Source organism: Pseudomonas sp. SWRI99 (assembly GCF_014270125.1).
Taxonomy (GTDB): Bacteria; Pseudomonadota; Gammaproteobacteria; order Pseudomonadales; family Pseudomonadaceae; genus Aquipseudomonas; species Aquipseudomonas hamedanensis.
In genome coordinates, this window is sequence record NZ_JABWQR010000040.1 from 1 (window position 1) to 17,857 (window position 17,857).

The 17,857-nt window shown below is 60.6% G+C and carries 18 protein-coding genes; 4 read left to right on the forward strand and 14 right to left on the reverse strand.

Translation table 11 applies throughout. The features are described 5' to 3' along the window. Positions 1-227: hypothetical protein (locus HU743_RS27270; RefSeq protein WP_238351788.1), on the forward strand; the 227-nt coding region annotated here is incomplete at its 5' end. A gap of 9 nt (positions 228-236) precedes the next feature. Further along, positions 237-1,016 carry a TSUP family transporter gene (locus tag HU743_RS24995; protein ID WP_186651877.1) on the forward strand — a complete coding sequence of 260 codons (780 nt, stop codon included), beginning with the start codon at positions 237-239 and terminating at the stop codon, positions 1,014-1,016. On the opposite strand, the gene nudC is transcribed toward HU743_RS24995, so the two are convergent. The 4 genes from nudC to HU743_RS25015 form a co-directional block, all read right to left on the reverse strand. Next, entirely contained in the window at positions 984-1,814 is an 831-nt protein-coding gene (nudC, locus tag HU743_RS25000; protein WP_186651879.1) for an NAD(+) diphosphatase, read from the reverse strand. The two genes, HU743_RS24995 and nudC, sit on opposite strands and share 33 nt — an antisense overlap. 6 nt (positions 1,815-1,820) lie before the next feature. Next, on the reverse strand, positions 1,821-2,633 hold the full coding sequence (locus HU743_RS25005) for a crotonase/enoyl-CoA hydratase family protein (protein WP_186651881.1): 813 nt from the start codon (positions 2,631-2,633) through the stop codon (positions 1,821-1,823). Positions 2,634-2,854: 221 nt separating this feature from the next. Then, positions 2,855-4,009 carry a PQQ-dependent sugar dehydrogenase gene (locus HU743_RS25010; protein ID WP_186651883.1) on the reverse strand — a complete coding sequence of 385 codons (1,155 nt, stop codon included), beginning with the start codon at positions 4,007-4,009 and terminating at the stop codon, positions 2,855-2,857. Positions 4,010-4,061: 52 nt separating this feature from the next. Continuing rightward, the gene (locus HU743_RS25015) at positions 4,062-4,382 is read right to left on the reverse strand and encodes a hypothetical protein (RefSeq protein ID WP_186651884.1); all 321 of its coding nucleotides are present in this window, start codon (positions 4,380-4,382) and stop codon (positions 4,062-4,064) included. 188 nt (positions 4,383-4,570) lie between these two features. Here HU743_RS25015 and HU743_RS25020 point away from each other — a divergent pair, with 188 nt between their 5' ends. After that, the gene (locus tag HU743_RS25020; RefSeq protein ID WP_186651886.1) at positions 4,571-5,437 is read left to right on the forward strand and encodes a Ku protein; all 867 of its coding nucleotides are present in this window, start codon (positions 4,571-4,573) and stop codon (positions 5,435-5,437) included. A 136-nt stretch (positions 5,438-5,573) separates the two neighbouring features. Here HU743_RS25020 and lpxO read toward each other — a convergent pair whose 3' ends face one another. The 10 genes from lpxO to HU743_RS25070 form a co-directional block, all read right to left on the reverse strand. Further along, positions 5,574-6,473, reverse strand: a complete 900-nt coding sequence (gene lpxO / locus HU743_RS25025; RefSeq protein ID WP_186622329.1) for a lipid A hydroxylase LpxO — start codon at positions 6,471-6,473, stop codon at positions 5,574-5,576. A 296-nt stretch (positions 6,474-6,769) separates the two neighbouring features. After that, positions 6,770-7,945: a hypothetical protein gene (locus tag HU743_RS25030; protein ID WP_186651888.1), complete on the reverse strand. Its 1,176-nt coding sequence runs from the start codon at positions 7,943-7,945 to the stop codon at positions 6,770-6,772. Between the two features lie 11 nt (positions 7,946-7,956). Continuing rightward, positions 7,957-8,382 carry an HPF/RaiA family ribosome-associated protein gene (locus HU743_RS25035; protein ID WP_186651890.1) on the reverse strand — a complete coding sequence of 142 codons (426 nt, stop codon included), beginning with the start codon at positions 8,380-8,382 and terminating at the stop codon, positions 7,957-7,959. A gap of 36 nt (positions 8,383-8,418) precedes the next feature. Beyond that, positions 8,419-8,727, reverse strand: a complete 309-nt coding sequence (locus HU743_RS25040) for a hypothetical protein (protein ID WP_186630386.1) — start codon at positions 8,725-8,727, stop codon at positions 8,419-8,421. A 67-nt stretch (positions 8,728-8,794) separates the two neighbouring features. Next, positions 8,795-9,520: a ferritin-like domain-containing protein gene (locus tag HU743_RS25045; protein ID WP_186548107.1), complete on the reverse strand. Its 726-nt coding sequence runs from the start codon at positions 9,518-9,520 to the stop codon at positions 8,795-8,797. Continuing rightward, a complete protein-coding gene (locus tag HU743_RS25050) occupies positions 9,517-10,692 on the reverse strand; it encodes a hypothetical protein (RefSeq protein ID WP_186548105.1) in 1,176 nt (391 codons plus the stop codon). The genes HU743_RS25045 and HU743_RS25050 overlap by 4 nt, the downstream gene beginning before the upstream one ends. A 263-nt stretch (positions 10,693-10,955) precedes the next feature. Further along, complete coding sequence (locus tag HU743_RS25055) at positions 10,956-12,716, reverse strand: ABC transporter ATP-binding protein (protein WP_186651892.1); 1,761 nt, start codon at positions 12,714-12,716, stop codon at positions 10,956-10,958. Then, positions 12,713-13,915 (reverse strand): beta-glucosidase, encoded by a 1,203-nt coding sequence (locus tag HU743_RS25060; protein WP_186651894.1) that lies wholly within the window; start codon positions 13,913-13,915, stop codon positions 12,713-12,715. The genes HU743_RS25055 and HU743_RS25060 overlap by 4 nt, the downstream gene beginning before the upstream one ends. Further along, the gene (gene glf / locus HU743_RS25065) at positions 13,915-15,105 is read right to left on the reverse strand and encodes a UDP-galactopyranose mutase (protein ID WP_186651896.1); all 1,191 of its coding nucleotides are present in this window, start codon (positions 15,103-15,105) and stop codon (positions 13,915-13,917) included. Before glf ends, HU743_RS25060 begins: the two co-directional genes overlap by 1 nt. Further along, a complete protein-coding gene (locus tag HU743_RS25070; protein WP_186651898.1) occupies positions 15,093-16,262 on the reverse strand; it encodes a glycosyltransferase family 1 protein in 1,170 nt (389 codons plus the stop codon). Before HU743_RS25070 ends, glf begins: the two co-directional genes overlap by 13 nt. Before the next feature lie 318 nt (positions 16,263-16,580). Here HU743_RS25070 and galE point away from each other — a divergent pair, with 318 nt between their 5' ends. Then, positions 16,581-17,606 carry a UDP-glucose 4-epimerase GalE gene (gene galE, locus HU743_RS25075; protein WP_186651900.1) on the forward strand — a complete coding sequence of 342 codons (1,026 nt, stop codon included), beginning with the start codon at positions 16,581-16,583 and terminating at the stop codon, positions 17,604-17,606. The last annotated feature ends 251 nt before the right edge of the window (positions 17,607-17,857 follow it).

Genomic DNA, 17,857 nt, shown 5'->3' on the forward strand with positions numbered 1-17,857 from the left:
ACAGTTGGGATTGGGTGAATCTGATGGAAATGAGGCGGCTGGTCGGCCGTCATCGCGAGCAGGCTCACTCCTACAATGGTCATGTGGCGAATATGCACTTTGTGTACGACACAGCACCCATGGGAGCGAGCCTGCTCGCGAAGAGGCCCGACGGCTCGCCGCAACACTTGGAAATGAGTAACATGGCAGCCCTCCCCGCAGCCCACGTTCTGCGCCCTGCCGAATAAGCCGATTCCATGCCCTTCGAACTCAGCGTTGACCTCACCACCCTGGCCATCCTGGCCGCTGTCGCCTTCCTTGCCGGTTTCATCGATGCCATCGCCGGTGGCGGCGGTCTGTTGACCACGCCCGCCCTGCTGACGGCCGGCCTGCCGCCGCATCTGGTGTTGGGCACCAATAAGCTCAGTTCGACATTCGGTTCGGCCACCGCAAGTTTCACCTTCTACAAACGCAAACTGTTCCACCCGCGACAGTGGACCCATGCGATTGTCGGCACCTTGGTCGGCGCGCTCACCGGGGCCATCGTCGCTCATTACTTGCCGGCGGAGTGGCTGAACAAAATGCTTCCGGTGATCGTTTTCGCCTGTGGCCTGTATCTGTTGTTTGGCGGCACGCCGAAAGCGCCGCTGGACAGTGACGCGCCGATCAAAAAGAAATGGCAATCGACCCAAGGCTTCAGCCTCGGCTTTTACGACGGTGTGGCGGGCCCCGGCACTGGCGCGTTCTGGACGGTGAGCAGCCTGCTGCTCTACCCGATCGACCTGGTCAAGGCCAGCGGCGTGGCGCGCAGCATGAACTTCGTCAGTAACATTGCTGCGTTGTCGGTGTTCATATTTTCCGGTCAGGTCGACTGGGTCATCGGCCTGTCCATGGGCCTGTCGGTGATGGTCGGCGCGTTCTTTGGCGCACGCACAGCGATCAGCGGCGGCGCCAAGTTCATTCGTCCGGTGTTCATCACCGTGGTGCTCGGGCTGACGGTACGCCTAGCCTGGCAGCACTGGTTCAGCGTGGCCTAAGCGGCGCGCCACGTAGACGTCGATCAGGTAGCGTGCAATCGATCTGGACGCCGGCAACGGCGGCAGCGCATGCACGTTGAACCACTGGGCGTCTTCGATTTCATCTTCCTGGCAGACGATCTCGCCGCCCGCATATTCAGCGTGAAAGCCGAGCATCATCGAATGCGGGAACGGCCAGCACTGGCTGCCCATGTACTGAATATTCTTTACTTCGATCTGCACTTCCTCACGCACTTCACGAATCAGGCACTCTTCAGCCGACTCGCCCGGCTCGGCAAATCCGGCGAGCGTGCTGTAGACACCGGCGACGAAGCGCGGCGAGCGTGCCAGGAGGATTTCGTCGCCGCGGGTGATCAGCACGATCATGCTCGGTGAAATTCGCGGATAGCTGCGCAAGTCACACGGCTGGCAATACATCGCCCGCTCGCGTGGCACTTGCGTCATGGCTTGTCCGCAATTGCCACAGAAGCGATGCTCACGGGCCCAGGTGCCGATCTGCGCGGCGTAACCAAGCACTTTATAGATCGTCTGGTCGCCTTCCAGCATGAACGCCCGCAAACCTTTCCAGCCGCATCCCGGCACCTCGCTTGAACGGTGCAGTTCGAGCAGGTAGACCGGCTCGCCGTCGAGATGGCCAATGCCGTGTTCGGCAAGGACGCAGAGGTCCTGACGCTTGAGCCACTGCCGTGGGAACAGTGCGCCATTGTCATCGAACAGAAAGCCTTCGGGGCTGCGCGCGACGGCCCAGCCGCCGGGTTGGTCGGTGTCCAGTACTGCGGTGGTCCAGCGAGATGTCATGGTTTCTCAGTCCAGAAATTCGGGTTTCTGTTTGCTCATATGGGCGGCCATGGCCACGCGCAAGTCGTTCGATTGCAGCATGGCGGCGTTCCAGGTGGCAACGTATTCGAGGCCGTCGTCGATGCGATGGTCGCGCATGTAGCTGATCATTTCCTTGGTACCGGTGACCGCAATCGGCGACTTCGAAGCGATGTCGCGGGCGATGGCGAATACGTCCTCAAGCAACGCGTCCTTGTCGCTGTAGACGCGATTGACCAAGCCAATGCTGCGGGCCTCGTCAGCGCCGAAGGTGCGTCCGGTGTATGCCAGTTCACGCAGCATGCCGTCTCCGATGATCCGCGGCAACCGTTGCAAAGTGCCAACATCGGCGGCCATGCCGATATCGATTTCCTTGATCGAGAACTGCGCATCTTCGGCGGCGTAGCGCATGTCACAGGCGGCGATCAGGTCGATCGCACCGCCCAGGCAATAACCCTGAACCGCGGCCAGTACCGGCTTGCGGCAGTGGTCGACGGCATTGAACGAGGCTTGCAGGGCTAGGATCTTGCGCCGCAGCAAACGCGCGTTGCGGCCAACGTCCTTGCCCAGTTCATTGGCAACGCCGGCGAGCATCATCAGATCAATGCCAGAGGAGAAGTGTTTGCCATTGCCGCTGAGCACCACCACGCGCACTTCGTCGGTGTCATCGATCCACTGGAAGATTTCGATGATCTCGCTCCAGAACGCCGCGTTCATCGAGTTGATCTTTTCCGGACGATTGATCTGCACATGAGCGATGTTATCGGCCAGTTCGACGCTGAAGGCGGAGTATTGAGGCATGGCAGTGTTCCTTTTACCGGGCGGGAAATGAGGCTCGAACTATAACAAGGCCATGGGGTGGCGGTTCGGCCAAACACGGGACTGGCTGACGTCTTGCGCCAGCCAGTCCGGCCTCTTCGCGATCAGGCTCGCTCCCACAGGGAGAATGCATTTGATCGTTCTCACGCTCTGCGTCCCAAGATCAAAAGATCGCAGCCTTCGGCAGCTCCTACACAGAGCGTTTAAGGCGTTTGTTTTAGACCGACTTTGTAAAGCGAACCGTTTTCGTCATCCGTCAGCACATACAGATAGCCATCCGGCCCTTGTCGCACATCGCGGATGCGCTGATTCAACTCGCCCAGCAAGCGCTCTTCGTGCACCACCTTGTCGCCGTCGAACTGCAGGCGGATCAGCTCGTGAGTGACCAGCGCGCCGATGAACGCATTGTGCTGCCACGGTTTGAAGCGGTCAGCATCATAGAACGTCATGCCTGTGACACCCGGTGACTTCTCCCAGACATGGTGCGGCGCCACCGCCCCTTCGACAGTCTTGCCCTGCGCTTCGGGGATGGGCTGCATCGAGTAGTTGATACCGTGGGTTGCCAGCGGCCAGCCATAGTTCTTTCCGCGCTCGATGATGTTCACTTCATCGCCACCGCGCGGACCGTGTTCGTTTTCCCACAGCGTGCCGGTCCACGGGTTAAGCGCCGCGCCTTGCGGGTTACGCAGGCCATAGGCCCAGATCTCGGGGCGCACGCCGGACTGGCCGACAAACGGGTTGTCGTCCGGCACCTTGCCGTCGGGGTAGAGGCGTACGATCTTGCCTTGCAGCTTGTCGAGATCCTGCGCGGTGGGCCGGTCGTTGTTCTCGCCCAGGGTGATGAACAGATAACCGTCGCGGTCAAACACCAGCCGCGAGCCGAAGTGATTGCCCACCGAGAGCTTCGGCTCCTGACGGAAGATCACCTTGAAATCCTTCAAACTCTTCAAGTCATCGGACAGCCGTCCGCGCCCAACCGCGGTGCCGGCCTTGTTCCCCGCGCCGCCACCTTCGGCATACGACAGATAGACCAGGCGATCCTCCTTGAAGTCCGGCGACAGCACCACATCGAGCAAACCGCCCTGCCCCTTGGCCCAGACCTGCGGCACGCCGGAAATTGGCGCCGACAGCTCCCCGTCGGCAGTCACCACGCGCAGATTGCCCGGCCGCTCGGTCACCAGCATGCCTTGACGGTCCGGCAGAAAAGCCAGCGCCCAAGGGTGCTCAAGCCCTGCGGCAAGGGTGGTGACTTCGAGCGTGCCCTGTTCGCTGTTCAGCTCTTTGGGCACGGCGGCAAATCCCGGCGTGCTGATCAGCGCGCCGGCACACAGTGTGGCTAGAAGAGTTTTACGCAACATGCACGATTCCTTTTGTTCGTTTGAAAGGCTGACAGAACCGCAGTCCTGCCGTTCAACGGTTGCTGCCGGTATCCCGCGGGGGCGGGTTGGGAATGAAGGTTGGCGGTTTGGCCGGCACCGAGCGAATCGGCTGACCGTTGCCAATCCCGCGGTTTTCCAGGGTGGGCTGACGCGGCGTCGGCACGGTATTGGGCGCGCGGACCGGGGGCGTGCTCGGCTGGGTGCCCTGCATGCTGTTGGGGTTGGCCCGGCGGACCGGGCTGTTATAGGGATTGTTGCTGTTGCCGGTTGGGCTTTGAGCCAACAGGACGTCCGCCTGAACCAGACCGCCACTGAGGGCCAGGACGACGATGCCAAGCACGATTCGGTTCATGACGCTGCCTCTCGATGGACCGGGGATAGAGCCTTCGAGCCCACGCTACGCTCAGGGTTCGGATTTGTTAACCCGTCAGCCTTAAACAACATGTAACACGACTTGACCAAGTGACGGCCAACCCTGCATTCCGGGGAAACTTTCCGTAACGGCCGCAGGTCATCCGATCATCACTCGGAGAACTGACCATGGCTCGGGCAATCTGGAAAGGCGCAATCAGCTTCGGACTGGTACACATCCCTGTTGCGCTGGTTTCAGCGACATCCTCGCAAGGCGTGGACTTCGATTGGCTCGACAGCCGCAGCATGGACCCGGTCGGCTACAAGCGCATCAACAAGGTCACCGGCAAGGAAGTGACCAAGGAAAACATCGTCAAGGGTGTCGCCTACGAAAAGGGCCGTTATGTGGTACTCAGCGAAGAGGAAATCCGCTCGGCACATCCAGTGTCGACGCAAACCATCGACATCTTTTCCTTCGTCGACGCCGAGCAGATTCCCCTGCAAAACATCGACACGCCTTACTACCTGGCCCCCGACAAGCGCGGTGGCAAGGTCTACGCCTTGCTGCGAGAGACCCTGAGCAAGACCAACAAGGTAGCCCTCGCCCGCGTGGTGCTGCATACGCGGCAATACCTCGCGGCATTGATGCCGCTGGAGTCGGCGCTGGTGCTGGTGAAGTTGCGCTGGCCGCAGGAAGTGCGCAGCCTCGATGAGCTGGCATTGGGCAGCGAAGTGACCAAGCCGCAGTTGGCCAAGGGCGAGCTGGACATGGCCAAACGTCTGGTGGAAGACATGAGCGGCGACTGGAGTCCCGAAGATTACAAGGATGAATTCGAAGACAAGATCATGGCCCTGGTCGAGAAGAAGGCCCACGAAGGCAAGATCGAGGACGTCGAGACAGAGGCTGGCCAGGAAGAGCGCAAGACAGCCGATGTTATCGATCTGACCGAGCTGCTTAAACGCAGCCTGGGAGGGAAAACGGCGGCGAAGCCGAAGGCCAAATCAAGCGCTAAGGCGGCGCCGGCGAAGAAGACCAGGAAGGCGTCAGGTGGTTAATGCTTTGAAGCGAATGGCCCCTTCGCGAGCAGGCTCGCTCCCACATTGGATTTGGGTGTATGCCAGTTCAGCGTTCACTCAAAACCCTGTGGGAGCGGGCTTGCTCGCGAAGGGGCCAGCAAGGCCAATCTAGGAATCAGATCAGAATGAAGATCGCCAGCAACCCAGCGAAAATCGCCCATTTCTCCAGGTAATACCGCGTGCGATTACGTTTCTTCAACTCTTTGCCACGCAAACGAATCTTGTAGATTTTGGTGAACAAGCGGTTGATGCCGCCAGTCTTGTCGCCGGCATCGTTCGGCGCACCTGCCGCCGACATTACGGTACGGCTGAACCAGCCGTTGAATGCCGCCGCCCAGCGATACTTCATCGGGCGCTCGATGTCGCAGAACAGAATGATGCGGTTTTTGTCGGTGGTGTTTTCCGCGTAATGGATAAACGTCTCATCGAACATTACCGCTTCGCCATCGCGCCAGTGGTAATTCTCACCGTCGACATTGATGTAGCAACCGGCGTCGTTCGGCGTGTCCAGGCCCAGATGATAGCGGTAGGAACCTGCATAAGGATCGCGGTGGCGCACCAGTTTCGAACCCGGTGGCAGTTCGGCAAACATCGCCGCTTTGATCGAACCGATGCTCTGCACCAGTTCAGTGGTGCGCGGACACAGTTTCATCGCCGAAGGATGGCTATCGCCGTACCACTTCAGGTAGAAACGTTTCCAGCCAGTCTTGAAAAACGAGTTGAAACCGACATCGTCGTACTGGTTCGAGCGCTTGATCTCGCCAGCGCGCAACAGGTTCTGGCCTTCGGCGCGAATCTCTTCCCAGTGCGCCTGCAGCGGGCGCAGATCGGGGAAATCCGCCGGATCCAGATATGGCTTGTTGGGGATTTTCGAGAACAGATAAAGGAAGCAGTTGATCGGCGCGAGAAACGTCGAGTGGTCACTCAGTTGCCGTCCCAGCTTGTGGCGGACACGTCCACGCAAATGAACGTAGGCAATGGAAATGACATAGATAGCAGCAATGATGAGTTTCACGGAAATCGTCACACGTCAGAAGTGAACAAACTGCGCGCCCCGGCGGCCTGAGGCCCAGCGTCTTATGCAGCGGTCTGAATACACATGGCACGTCCCTGGCCCGCGCCGTAACCGGACGCTCGGTGAAAAGGTGGCATTTTAGCCACACTTTGTAACCGATAGTGAACCTTCATCTGTGAAAAACTGTGCGGCGCCTGCGAACACGCGCCGGCCGTGGCTCGTCATGTTTCGTTAAAAAGAACCGACCATGCCGGCGCAAAGATTGAAATCCTTGCGCCGGCGTTCGGCCCGAGTGATCAGTAACGGTAAACGGCGGCGGCGCCCGTCTCGGTCGGCATCGAGCGCTCGGGCGGTACAACCACCACGTCGCCGCCCTGGCGGATCACCGCCAGAATCAGCTCGTCGAGTATGTCCTCCGAATGAATTTTTGCGCTGGGCGACGCGTCGCGATTGATTGCATTGGCCGCCAGGGTGCCGGCAATCTCACGTTCGGCTTCAACCAGCAACAAAGCCACCCTGCCCTCTGCCGCTGCTTTGGCAATGTCCGGCAAATCGCGCCCTGCGGTCCCTTGACCGAGCGCCACGCCAAAGCGATCGAACGCTTTGTCCAGTGCATCGTCGTGGCGCTGGCGCAACAGGGTTGCGCAAGTCGCGGCGAGCTGCGCTGGCTGCAACGTCGCCGGATCGCGCTCGATGCCATCAGGCAACAGAAACGGGTTATGGCTTACGGCACGAAAAACCGCCTGGTTTTCCGCCAGAGCGACCAGCACCAGCGGCAGGCAGCACTGGCGTGAGCAGTGTTCGGTAATCGCCTTGTCGACAGCGCGGAAGAAGCGCTCGCGGTCGATGTTGATTTCGTCTTGCTTACCGCCGCCGCCCGACTCATGCATCATCGGGTCACCGCGCTCGCCGCCACCGCTGAAACCGTCGGGGTGGCCCTGTTGATCGCGCGGCGTCAGTTCGTCGCCAAGCGCGTCGACCTGACGGGTGGGAACCGCGGCAGGCAGCTCGACCTCCTCCATTTGCTGCGCCGTGCCTTGGTACATCCGCACGCTGTCACGGGACAGGCAGAGCACCTGGCAGCGATCAGTCACCGGCGCCAGCCGCAGCAACGGTTTGAGATACGGGTGGCTGTTGACAATGACAATTTCCCGCACCGCCTGCTGCAGCCCCAGAACAATGAAATGCTCATCGCCAGCGAACACTGCAATGGACGCCGGGCAGGTGTTCCAGAACGCCTGATCGTCCAGCAGCTCATGAAACGGCGCGAGCAGACGATCCTTGTCTGCCTCGGGACTGTGTTCCTCAAGCAGACCTTCCAGTTGCCTGATCAGGTTCTTGAAGCGGATCGGGTCTTGCGTGCGCTCCGGAAAGGTTCGATGAGCCGGCATGAACAGGCTGAGGTTGAGACGACCACTGAGCGCCAGCAGCGTGCCCAGCGTCTCGTGGGTAAACGGTTGAATCCGGGCCATGACAACACTCCTTACTCTTTCTCCAGATCAGCTTGTTTGGCGAGGAACTCGTCCTCGAGCAGGGCGTCGATTGCCGCTGGCGAATCTTCCCGCACCGGCGGTGCCGTCAGGCGTCCGGTGGATTCGACGCGCGGCGACAAGCGCCCCACGAGATGCTCAAGGGCATGGCTGATTTTCTTCGCCGCGCCGGCGACGGCCAGCTCGAGACTTTCGGCGTGATGGGTGGCTGAAAGCGAGGTGTGCCCCTTCGGATGGGCCTCGATCTGGCAGCGCTTGTCCTGCGCTCCGGCTTTTTGCGCATTGACATCGCCAACGTGAATTTCCAGCCGGGTCAAAAACGATGAGTAGCGGTCCAGCTCATCGACCACCAGGCTGCCCACCCACTCCTGCAGTTCGGCGCTGCCTTCGATATGGTTACTGTCTACTTGTACTTGCATGGTGAAATACTCCGCGTGCTGGGGTCCGTGTTTTCGTCAGTCATCGTCATTCTCCTCTGAGGCTATGCCGGATCCTGCGGGACCTTTCGGCAACCGTAGCGACGAGGTCTTCAGGCAATCTCGCTGTTCGCGCGCAAGGCTTTGCACGGTGAATTCATAGGCGTCGTCCGCCGCGTTTTTCAGCAATTGCCAGTCGTCGCGAGTGATCCACTCGTGCAGCAGCAATTCGTCGGCCCGCGAAATCAGCGTGCGGTGATAATCCTCCGGAAAATCCAGGCGATAGGCGTCGTCTTCCAGCAACAGGCGCCACGCTTTCAGTTCCATTTCAAGATCGGTTTCACTCACGGCGGTGTCCTTCTCGAGTCGGTGGTTTCACATCACGCTCGATGTGAAACCACGCGTTGCACACGGCTCAGCTCACTTGGTCGAGCAGGTCTTTGCGAATGATCTGGCGAACCGTGGCCAGGTGTGTTTCTTCCTGGTCCAGTGCGTGCTTGAAGCGTTTGGCGATCAGCGGATGACCGCCCTTCTGCGCCAGTTCGATGAGCAACTCCCAAGCCGCGTTGTCCTCCAGTTCAATGGTCAGGATCGCACTCATCGACTGCGACACGGTGGTGCGCGGATCGGTCAACACTTGCAGCACGCCCATCGCCTTGACGCCGGCCACGTCCGCGCACGGCGTCATCGCAGTGGGGTCGCCGCCGAGAGTTTCGATGGCTTCACGCACGATGTTCATGTGTTCCAGCTCCTCGGCCTGAATCTGCCGTAGCGTGTCGACCAGCGCTGGATCGGCGCCGGGTGCCGACGTGGCCTTGGCGACCATGGCTTCATACAGGCGCACGCCGGTGCGCTCGAACGCCAGACGCTCGCCGAGTTTGTCGATCAGCACTTCCGGGGCCTTGCCGATGGTTTTGTCTATCGCGGTCTTGACCATGCCTTTGGTGGTTGCCGGCGGCGGCACCGAACCGATCAGGTCAGCCTCGCGAATCGCGCGTTCACGTTCAGCGGTGTAGTCGCTCATGTCGCCCGGCACATCGGCCGGAAACATTCGGGTCGCCTCCAGTTGACGAGCCGTGCCTTCTGGCGAGGTTTGAACGCCGGTGCGATTGGTGCCGAGGGTTACTTGAGGTTCGCTCATTGCTGTTCTCCCACTTCGTTGAGTTCCGTACCGGGTTTGAAGGTGTAACCGGCCGAGACGATATTGGCGGGCACGCCTTCGCTGTTGAGCTGAGCGCGGTAATCAAGGGAGGGTCGTGCTTCGCGCTCCTTGGGCACGTAGTCGATGCCATGCGCACGCAGGTCAACCTCGCGCGACAAGGTTTCGCGCACGAAATCTCGCTGACTCTTGAACTCGATCATGCGCGGCAGTGGCCCGGCGAGCACTTCGGCGGGATCGCGTCGTTCGTACTTTTTGAACAGTTCACACGCAAGGTTGAGGTGCCCCAGTTCGTAGTCGACAAAACGTTCCCACATCGCTTTCAACCGCGGGTTTTCCTCCTGCTCGGCGCAACTGGCGTAGGTGTAGACCTCCATCGCTTCGTGGACCAACCACTTTTCCATGAACGTCTCGGCAGGGTCCTGCAACGACCCGTACTGGGTGACATGTTGCTCTTCGACGGAGGCGATCTCGGCGTACAGCGCACGCGCCACCGGATCGGCAAACAGCGGGCCGATGTTCATGTAGTAATCGTGAGTCTGGTATTCGGCGCCGGTTATCAGCGCGGCATGGATTTTGGTGATCAGCGCGGCGCTGTCTTTTTCGTAGTTATCGCGCAAGTCGTCGCCGGGTGCGCGATGGTGCTCGCTGGTCGGCCGACCGGGCACCAGGTCCGTGTAGCCTTGCAGGATGTTATTGGCATCCTTGCCTTCGAGCCGGTCGAGCATGGCCGCGTAGCGATACAAGTGATCGAAGTCTTCGAGCAGGCCAAACCGGTAAGTCTGCGCCTGATACGGATCCGGCTCGTTTTGTGCGACCGCCGCCGTGACTTCTATCGCCACTTGCTCATAGGCCACTGTGGTTTCAAGTGGCGAATGGTCGGCCGAGAGCAGCCAGTTGATCGAGGTCATCTGATGCTGCTCGGCGCGGCGAATCTGCGCGAGCGGCAATTGCAGTTCCTTGTGAAATCGCGCCCCGAAATGCTTGAGTCGCAGGGCGTCGGACTCTACCCCATTCATCAGGATCACCCGCACGCGGGTGAACGCATCGTCATCCAGCTTGCTGATCGGCTTGCCGGCCAGCTCGCGCCAGGTAAACGTCTGCTTGTCCAGCGGGGTGCCTTTGTTATCCAGCAGATTGTCAATTTTGGTCATCAGTTGCTCTCCTTCATCAGTCAACACGCAATGGCTGTCGAGGCCCGCTGTTCAAAGTCGACTGCGTCCGCGATCCGCCCATTCCGCTGCCTCGACGGATGGCGTTTCACAGCGAAACGGCCGTATGCAAAGGTTTGCGGTCTCAAGGAGATGACCAGAAAATCGAGGAAAAACATCGGTTTTATTGTGCTGAAACCCGATGAGCGGTGAAGCGCTCCGAACCGCCGGCAAGCGCAGCGAAGCTGGCAAAACCAGCACAACCCTCAGCGCTCCTGCAACATCGCCTGCATCTGCCAGAGCGTGCGAAAGCGTCCTTGGCGAAGGCGCAGTTCATCAGGCGGGCCGTCTTGCACAATCTCGCCTCGCTCCAGGACCAGCACCCGATCGAAGCTGGCAATGGTCGAGAGCCGGTGCGCCACCGCGAGCACCGTTCTGCCACGCATCAGGTTGGTGAGGGCGCGCTGGATAATCGCTTCGGAATCCGAGTCCAGCGCCGACGTCGCCTCGTCGAGAATCAAAATCGGCGCGTCCTTGAGAAAGGCCCGGGCCAGCCCCAGGCGCTGACGCTGACCGCCGGAAAGTGTCACCCCACGCTCACCGACCAACGTGTGATAGCCGTTGGGCAAGGCCTGCACGAACTCATCGCAGAACGCCTGCCGCGCGGCATCGATAATCTGCTGCTCCGTGGCGTGAGGCTGGCCGTAGCCGATGTTTTCCAGAATGCTGCGATTGAACAGGGCCGGCTCCTGCGGCACGACGGCGATCTGTCGACGCAAGCTGTCCTGGCTGACCGTCCGGATGTCGCGGTCGTCGATAAGGATGACGCCGCTTTGCACGTCATCCAGGCGTTGCAACAAGCTGAGCAAGGTCGACTTTCCCGAGCCGGAGGTGCCGGCAATGCCAACGCTTTGCCCGGCCGCAATGTCGAGGAAGAAATGCTTGAACACCTGGCAGCCGTCCGGGTAGGCATAGCTGACGTCGAGCAATTTGATGCTGCCGCGCGTCGGTGCCAGCTCGTGCGGCGTATCGCGCAGCTCGTGCGGTTGAGCGATGATCCCGAGCGTCTCGGCGATCACGCCCATTTGCTGGCTGGTGTCCACCAGTGCCAACGCAAGGTCGCGCGAGCCGTGCAGGATGCGGAACGTCAGCGCGCTGACCATCACCACATCGCCCGCGGTGACTTCACCCTGGCGCCACAACAGGATCGCCCACCCCAGCATTGCGCCGGCCATGATCGACAGGCAGATATCGTGCAGCACCCGCGCCTTTTCCAGGTAAATCCAGCTGCGCCGATGCGCGCGGGCCTCCACGCCTATCTCGCGCTCCAGGCGCTGGCGTTCGCGTTCACGGCCGGAGAACGCCTTGATGGTCCAGACGTTGGACACCAGGTCGACGATCTCGCCACCGACGCGCGCCGACTGCGAGGCAAAAGCGATGTGGCGATTCCGGCCGCGCACGCCGACCACCGTGAGCAATGCCGCCACCAGCAACACGCAGACGATCAAGGCCAGCGCCATGGAATCGCGGACCGCAAACAACACCACCACCGCACCGAGAAAGTCCACACACGGCGGGACGATGCGCCACGCCAGACCACCGTAGACAACATCGGCGGCACCGCCCGCCGCGGCCACCCGGTTGGCCAACGACCCGCTGAAGTGCCGTTTGAAATAGCGCATCGGGTGGCCGGTCAGGTGATGAAAAAGATCCACGCGCAAATCCGCGCAACTGCCGACCACGGTGTGACAACCCACCCAGCCGCCCAGGCGCCACAGTACATTTTCGACAACGATCAACGCGATGAACAGGCTGAACGCGCGCCACACTTGCTCGGTCTGCGCGTCTCCGGCCATCGCATCGACGAGCATTTTCATGCCGTACTGCACCGCCACCGCACAACACGCAGCGCCAATCACCAGCGACAACATGGCGCTGAAATGGAACGGACGCACCCTGACGTAACGCCATAAAAATGCGCTGGCGGTGGCCGGCAGTGGCGCGTCACGCAAGTGCTGAAAGTTCATCGCTGCCAACGCTCCCGTTGCTTGCCATCAATGCCGTGCGTGCATGCGTTGATCTGTGCGCCAACCTGGGCAAGCTCGACGCACAACGGATGAAAACCTGCGCGCTCACCTTCGCCATCGGGGTAACCGAAGACGCCGGTGGGGCAATAACGGTCATCATCCCAACCCGGATAATCGAGAAACGGATACCAACAAATGCCTTGCACCGGCACCCCACGCTCGAGCGCCAACCGCACTTGATCGACGACATAACGCAGCCAGGGCACCCGCTCGAGATCCTCCGCCCCGGTTTCTGAAATCAGTAACGGTCGCTGGTAACGTTGATGCAGCTCTTTGAGCATGCCGGCTAGCGGGCGGTAATCCGGCTCACCGCGCTGGATCCGAGCCCCCTCGAAATACCACTGGTTATGCGGGTAAAAGTTGGCACCGATGATGTCCAGGTAATGCTCTTGACCGCCCAGTCCGGGCCACTGGCGCCCGGTGAGCAAATCCCAGGCTTCGAACTGTGCCAGCCGGTAGCGCTCGGCGTGTTCCCTGTCCTCGCTGCGCCGCGAAGCCGAGATGACGTTGATCAGTGGGTCGCATTGCACGAACCGCGCATCAGGCGCGTGCGCTCGAATCGCTTCGATCGCGGCGATGCTTGCCCGCACCAACTGATGCTTGAGTTCCTGCCCGCGTCCCTGGGCGCCGGGGTTGAAATAACCGACGTCGCCCCCCGCCCAACTCCAGAACGATATTTCGTTGATCGGCGAGAAAAACGGCACGCTGATACCCTCGTCGATCATCAATCGCGCCACGGCCCCGGCGAACCGGGCGAAGTGCTCGACGAAGGACGGCTGCCAGATATCCAGGTGATCCGGGTAGCCGTAATGGCAGAGGTCCCAGACCACTTGCAATTGCCGGCCTTGCGCCGCTTTGAGCATCGGCAGAAAACTGCTCCAGTCGTAGCGACCCGGACTGCGCTCGATCAAGTGCCAGCGCAGTCCGTCCCGCGCGCAACGGATATTCAAATCGCTCAGATGCCGATAATCCCTGTCCACCCATTGCGCATGGCCTGTGCTGCAGAGCAAGTCCAGACGCCGGCCATCCCGGCGCCGATGACTGGAACACTCGTAGCCGGCCATCACGAAGCTGTCGAAGAGCGTGCGATGCACACGCTCGGCGGGTTCGCGTCCGTCACCCTTCGACTGTGCCGTCATCAGGCGTCCAGCCCCGCTTCGGCCGGCAACGCTGCGCTCTGCGCTTCAATATCGCGGTACAGCGCGAGCGCCTGCCCGACGACCTGATCCATGTTGTAGTACTTATAGGTGCCCAGGCGACCGAGAAACGTCACGTTCGGCGTTTGCTCCGCGAGCGCCCGATAGCGTTTGTACAACTCGGCATTTTCAGGCCGTGGCACGGGGTAATAGGGATCGCCGTCGTCACAGGGAAATTCGTAACTGATGCTGGTACGCGGATGAGTCTGCCCGGTCAGATGTTTGTATTCGGTGATGCGCGTGTACGGCACCTCGGGGTCGGGAAAATTGACCACCGCCACCGGTTGATAGCGTTCCTGCTCCAGCGTCTGGTGTTCGAAGCGCAACGAACGATAGGGCAAGCGACCCAACTGGAAATCGAAATATTCATCGATCGGCCCGCAATAGATAACGTGCCTGAACTTCACGGCATGGCGCACTTGCTTGAAGTCGGTGCTCAACAGCAGATCGATTCGTGGGTGATCGATCATCCGCTCGAACATCCGCGTGTAACCGTCCCGGGGCATGATCTGGAACGTGTCGGTGAAATAACGATCGTCTTCATTGGTGCGAGTCGGCACCCGCGAGGTGACCGACTTGTCCAGCGCCGAAGGATCAAGCCCCCACTGTTTGCGGGTATAGCCGCGAAAGAATTTTTCATACAGTTCGCGACCGATCTGGTTGACCACCACGTCTTCGGACGTGCGAATCGTCGCCACCGGTTCCGCGCGCTCGGCCAGAAATTGTTCGGCCTGTGCCGACGTCATCGACAAGCCGTAGAGCGCGTTGAGCGTCGCCAGATTGATGGGGATCGGCAGCAACTGACCGTCAACTTTCGCCAGCACCCGGTGTTCGTAGGGGCGCCACTGGGTGAAGCGCGACAAGTAGTCGACGATGCGCTGGGCGTTGGTATGAAAAATGTGCGGACCGTATCGGTGCACCAGCAGGCCAGCCGCATCGTAGTGGTCGTAGGCGTTGCCGGCGATGTGATCGCGACGATCGATCAGCAACACCTGGCGGCCGAGACCTTCGGCCAGCCGTTCGGCAATGACACTGCCGGCAAACCCGGCGCCGACGATCAAGTAATCATAGGCACTGTCTGCGCCCTGGCGGGATGGGCCGGATCGGGCGGCTTCAAGGGTTATCTGAGGCATTCGATCTGCTCCTTCATGAAACGGCAGGTGTTGTCCCAAGACATGCCTTCAATGGCCGCATTGGCTTTTTGCAGAAACTCGTCGGTCCCTTTGAGCGCCAACGCGCGTTCAATGGCTTCGATGAACGCCTCGGCCGTGCCCGCGATGAACACGGCGCCGCTTTGCCCGTAGCCGCTGATGACGTCGTGGATCGGCGTCGACACCACCGGGCACCCGCCGGCCAGATATTCCGGGGTTTTGGTCGGGCTGATAAAACGTGTGGAAGCGTTGAGCGCGAACGGCATCAGCGCCACGTCCCAACCGCTGAGATACGCCGGCAGCTCGGCATATTGCCTGGCGCCCAGGTAATGAATGTTCGGCCGTCGCGGCAGCGTCTGCGGGTCGATCTTGACGACCGGCCCGACCAGCACGATTTGCCAGTCGGCACGCCGCTGTGCCACTTGCTCGATCAACTCAATATCGAAACGCTCATCGATGACGCCAAAAAACCCCAGGCGTGGCCGCCCGATCGGCGCCTGATCCGCCGGTTCCGGCAAGGCCTGGCGCGCTACCGCAAAGTGCGCGATATCGACACTGCTGGGCACCGGGTAAGCGTTGCCATGCTGGCGTTGCTTGACCTCCCACAAACTGACACCACCGGTGAACACGACGTCCGCCCTGCCCATCAATAGCCGTTCCATGTCGATCAGTTGCGCCGGTGCGCCCTTGAACGCGGACAACTCATCCATGCAGTCGTAGACCGTGACCTGAGCGTCCAGGTGATCAGTAAAAGCCAGGCTCATCGGGGTGAAATACCAGAGCAGAAGCTCGCCCTGTGCGCGTCCGGCCAGCAACCGGTCAAGCAAACTGCGTTGCGCCTGCACGACGGCTTCCGGACTCATGCCCTCGGGCATGTGCGGGACCACCACCTGGATTCCTTCTGCCGGGGTCGAGGTGTCCAGCCAGGGCGTATCGCCAGGCGAAATCACCGGTTCTTCAAAGAAGATCACGTCGTAGTTTTTTGCCAGACGCGACATCACATGCTGCGGTCGCTGGAAGACAAATCCCCAGCGCAAGTGAGACAGGCACACCAGTGTGGGTCGAAGCTGTGGCGACAGTTCGACAACATTTTGTGCAGTGAGAATCGGCGACTGTTCAGGTTGTTCGGCAAGGTTCATGGCAAGGCCCTTATCAAGAGAAGGAAAGACGGCTCAAGGTCGAGCCATCGGGCCGTAACACCTGTGAAACAACGGGTGTCCGGCATCTCTCGATGAGTCCGTACGGCTCTTGAAGCTTGGAAACACGGCGTTCACAAGGCGTTCAAAAGATCCGTGATCGAAGCCGATGAACTGCACATACCGGCTGGCCAACCGGTTTGAACTCCGCACTCAAAGTGCCCCCCTACCCTTCAACAGGCAACGTTGCTGCTGCCGCTGCGACGGCGGCAAATCAACGAAACAGCCAGCGAAAAAATCATCGTGATTGAGGGCGGGCGCATGATCTTGATAACGGGCGGTGCGGGATACATCGGTGCGCACGTCGCACTGGAGCTGATGAACAAAGACGAGGACGTGCTGATTCTGGACAACTTGTGCAACAGCCGACGTTCAGCCATCGACCGCATCAGTACGCTGGCCGGCAGGCGGCCCGGATTCGTCCAGGGCGATGTGCGAAACCGGCACTTGCTCGATACGCTGCTGCGCGATTACCCGGTCGATGCGGTGGTGCATTGCGCCGGACTCAAGGCCGTCGGTGAAAGCGTGCATGAGCCGTTGCGCTACTACGACAATAATGTCGGCGGCAGCCTGACCCTGTGCCAGGCGATGGCCCAGGCTGGGGTGTTCACGCTGGTGTTCAGTTCATCGGCAACGGTGTATGGCGACTGCACGACGATGCCGATCAACGAATCGTGTGCCACCGGGCAACCGACCAATCCCTACGGGATGTCGAAACTGATGGCGGAGAACATCATGAAAAGTGTCGCCAGCTCCGATCCGCGCTGGTCCATTGGCCTGCTGCGTTACTTCAATCCGATCGGCGCGCATCCCTCAGGTCTTTTGGGCGAGGCGCCACTCAACCAGCCGAATAATCTGCTGCCTTATCTGCTGCAGGTTGCGAGTGGGCAACGCGAGGCTTTGTCTGTGTTCGGTACGGACTACGCAACGCCGGACGGGACCGGCGTGCGCGATTACATCCATATCGTTGACCTGGCGCAGGGACACACCTGCGCCCTTGAGGCGTTGGGTCAACGCAGCGGGGTGAATATCTGGAATCTCGGAACGGGACGCGGCTATTCCGTTCTGGAACTGGTCAGCGCCTTTGAACGGGTGAGCGGCGTGCCGATTCCGCTGGTGTTCAAGGCGCGCCGGCCGGGCGATGTGACCTGCTGCTGGGCGGACCCGCAAAAAGCCGCCGATGAATTGGCCTGGCGCGCGCGCCACTCGCTGGAAACAATGCTCGCCGACGCGTGGCGCTGGCAATGCAACCAGCTGCAAACCGAGTGGGTTCAACAGGCCAATTGAAACCTGCGTTGCCCTGAGGCGGGTCGCACCGCCCGCCCCGCGCAAGACCGCCCGCTGCCTGCCATCGCCGGTGGCGGGCGATGGCTTGTCGCGTCGCCATACAACTGCCTTCTTGATTATGCGACAATGCGCGCAATGTCCAACATGATCCCCGCATGCATCGCTCAGCAGCCTGGCCACCACGGCCAAAGGTTGCTGGCGGCGCATGCGCGTTGGCTCAACTCAAGCTCAGACTGGGCGGAGCCGGAAAA

Excerpts from the sequence above, each read along its gene's own strand:
- HU743_RS24995 (WP_186651877.1), top strand. The coding sequence starts at position 237 with ATGCCCTTCGAACTCAGCGTTGACCTCACCACCCTGGCCATCCTGGCC.
- nudC (WP_186651879.1), bottom strand. The coding sequence starts at position 1,814 with ATGACATCTCGCTGGACCACCGCAGTACTGGACACCGACCAACCCGGC.
- HU743_RS25005 (WP_186651881.1), bottom strand. The coding sequence starts at position 2,633 with ATGCCTCAATACTCCGCCTTCAGCGTCGAACTGGCCGATAACATCGCT.
- HU743_RS25010 (WP_186651883.1), bottom strand. The coding sequence starts at position 4,009 with ATGTTGCGTAAAACTCTTCTAGCCACACTGTGTGCCGGCGCGCTGATC.
- HU743_RS25015 (WP_186651884.1), bottom strand. The coding sequence starts at position 4,382 with ATGAACCGAATCGTGCTTGGCATCGTCGTCCTGGCCCTCAGTGGCGGT.
- HU743_RS25020 (WP_186651886.1), top strand. The coding sequence starts at position 4,571 with ATGGCTCGGGCAATCTGGAAAGGCGCAATCAGCTTCGGACTGGTACAC.
- HU743_RS25030 (WP_186651888.1), bottom strand. The coding sequence starts at position 7,945 with ATGGCCCGGATTCAACCGTTTACCCACGAGACGCTGGGCACGCTGCTG.
- HU743_RS25035 (WP_186651890.1), bottom strand. The coding sequence starts at position 8,382 with ATGCAAGTACAAGTAGACAGTAACCATATCGAAGGCAGCGCCGAACTG.
- HU743_RS25045 (WP_186548107.1), bottom strand. The coding sequence starts at position 9,520 with ATGAGCGAACCTCAAGTAACCCTCGGCACCAATCGCACCGGCGTTCAA.
- HU743_RS25050 (WP_186548105.1), bottom strand. The coding sequence starts at position 10,692 with ATGACCAAAATTGACAATCTGCTGGATAACAAAGGCACCCCGCTGGAC.
- HU743_RS25055 (WP_186651892.1), bottom strand. The coding sequence starts at position 12,716 with ATGAACTTTCAGCACTTGCGTGACGCGCCACTGCCGGCCACCGCCAGC.
- HU743_RS25060 (WP_186651894.1), bottom strand. The coding sequence starts at position 13,915 with ATGACGGCACAGTCGAAGGGTGACGGACGCGAACCCGCCGAGCGTGTG.
- glf (WP_186651896.1), bottom strand. The coding sequence starts at position 15,105 with ATGCCTCAGATAACCCTTGAAGCCGCCCGATCCGGCCCATCCCGCCAG.
- HU743_RS25070 (WP_186651898.1), bottom strand. The coding sequence starts at position 16,262 with ATGAACCTTGCCGAACAACCTGAACAGTCGCCGATTCTCACTGCACAA.
- galE (WP_186651900.1), top strand. The coding sequence starts at position 16,581 with ATGATCTTGATAACGGGCGGTGCGGGATACATCGGTGCGCACGTCGCA.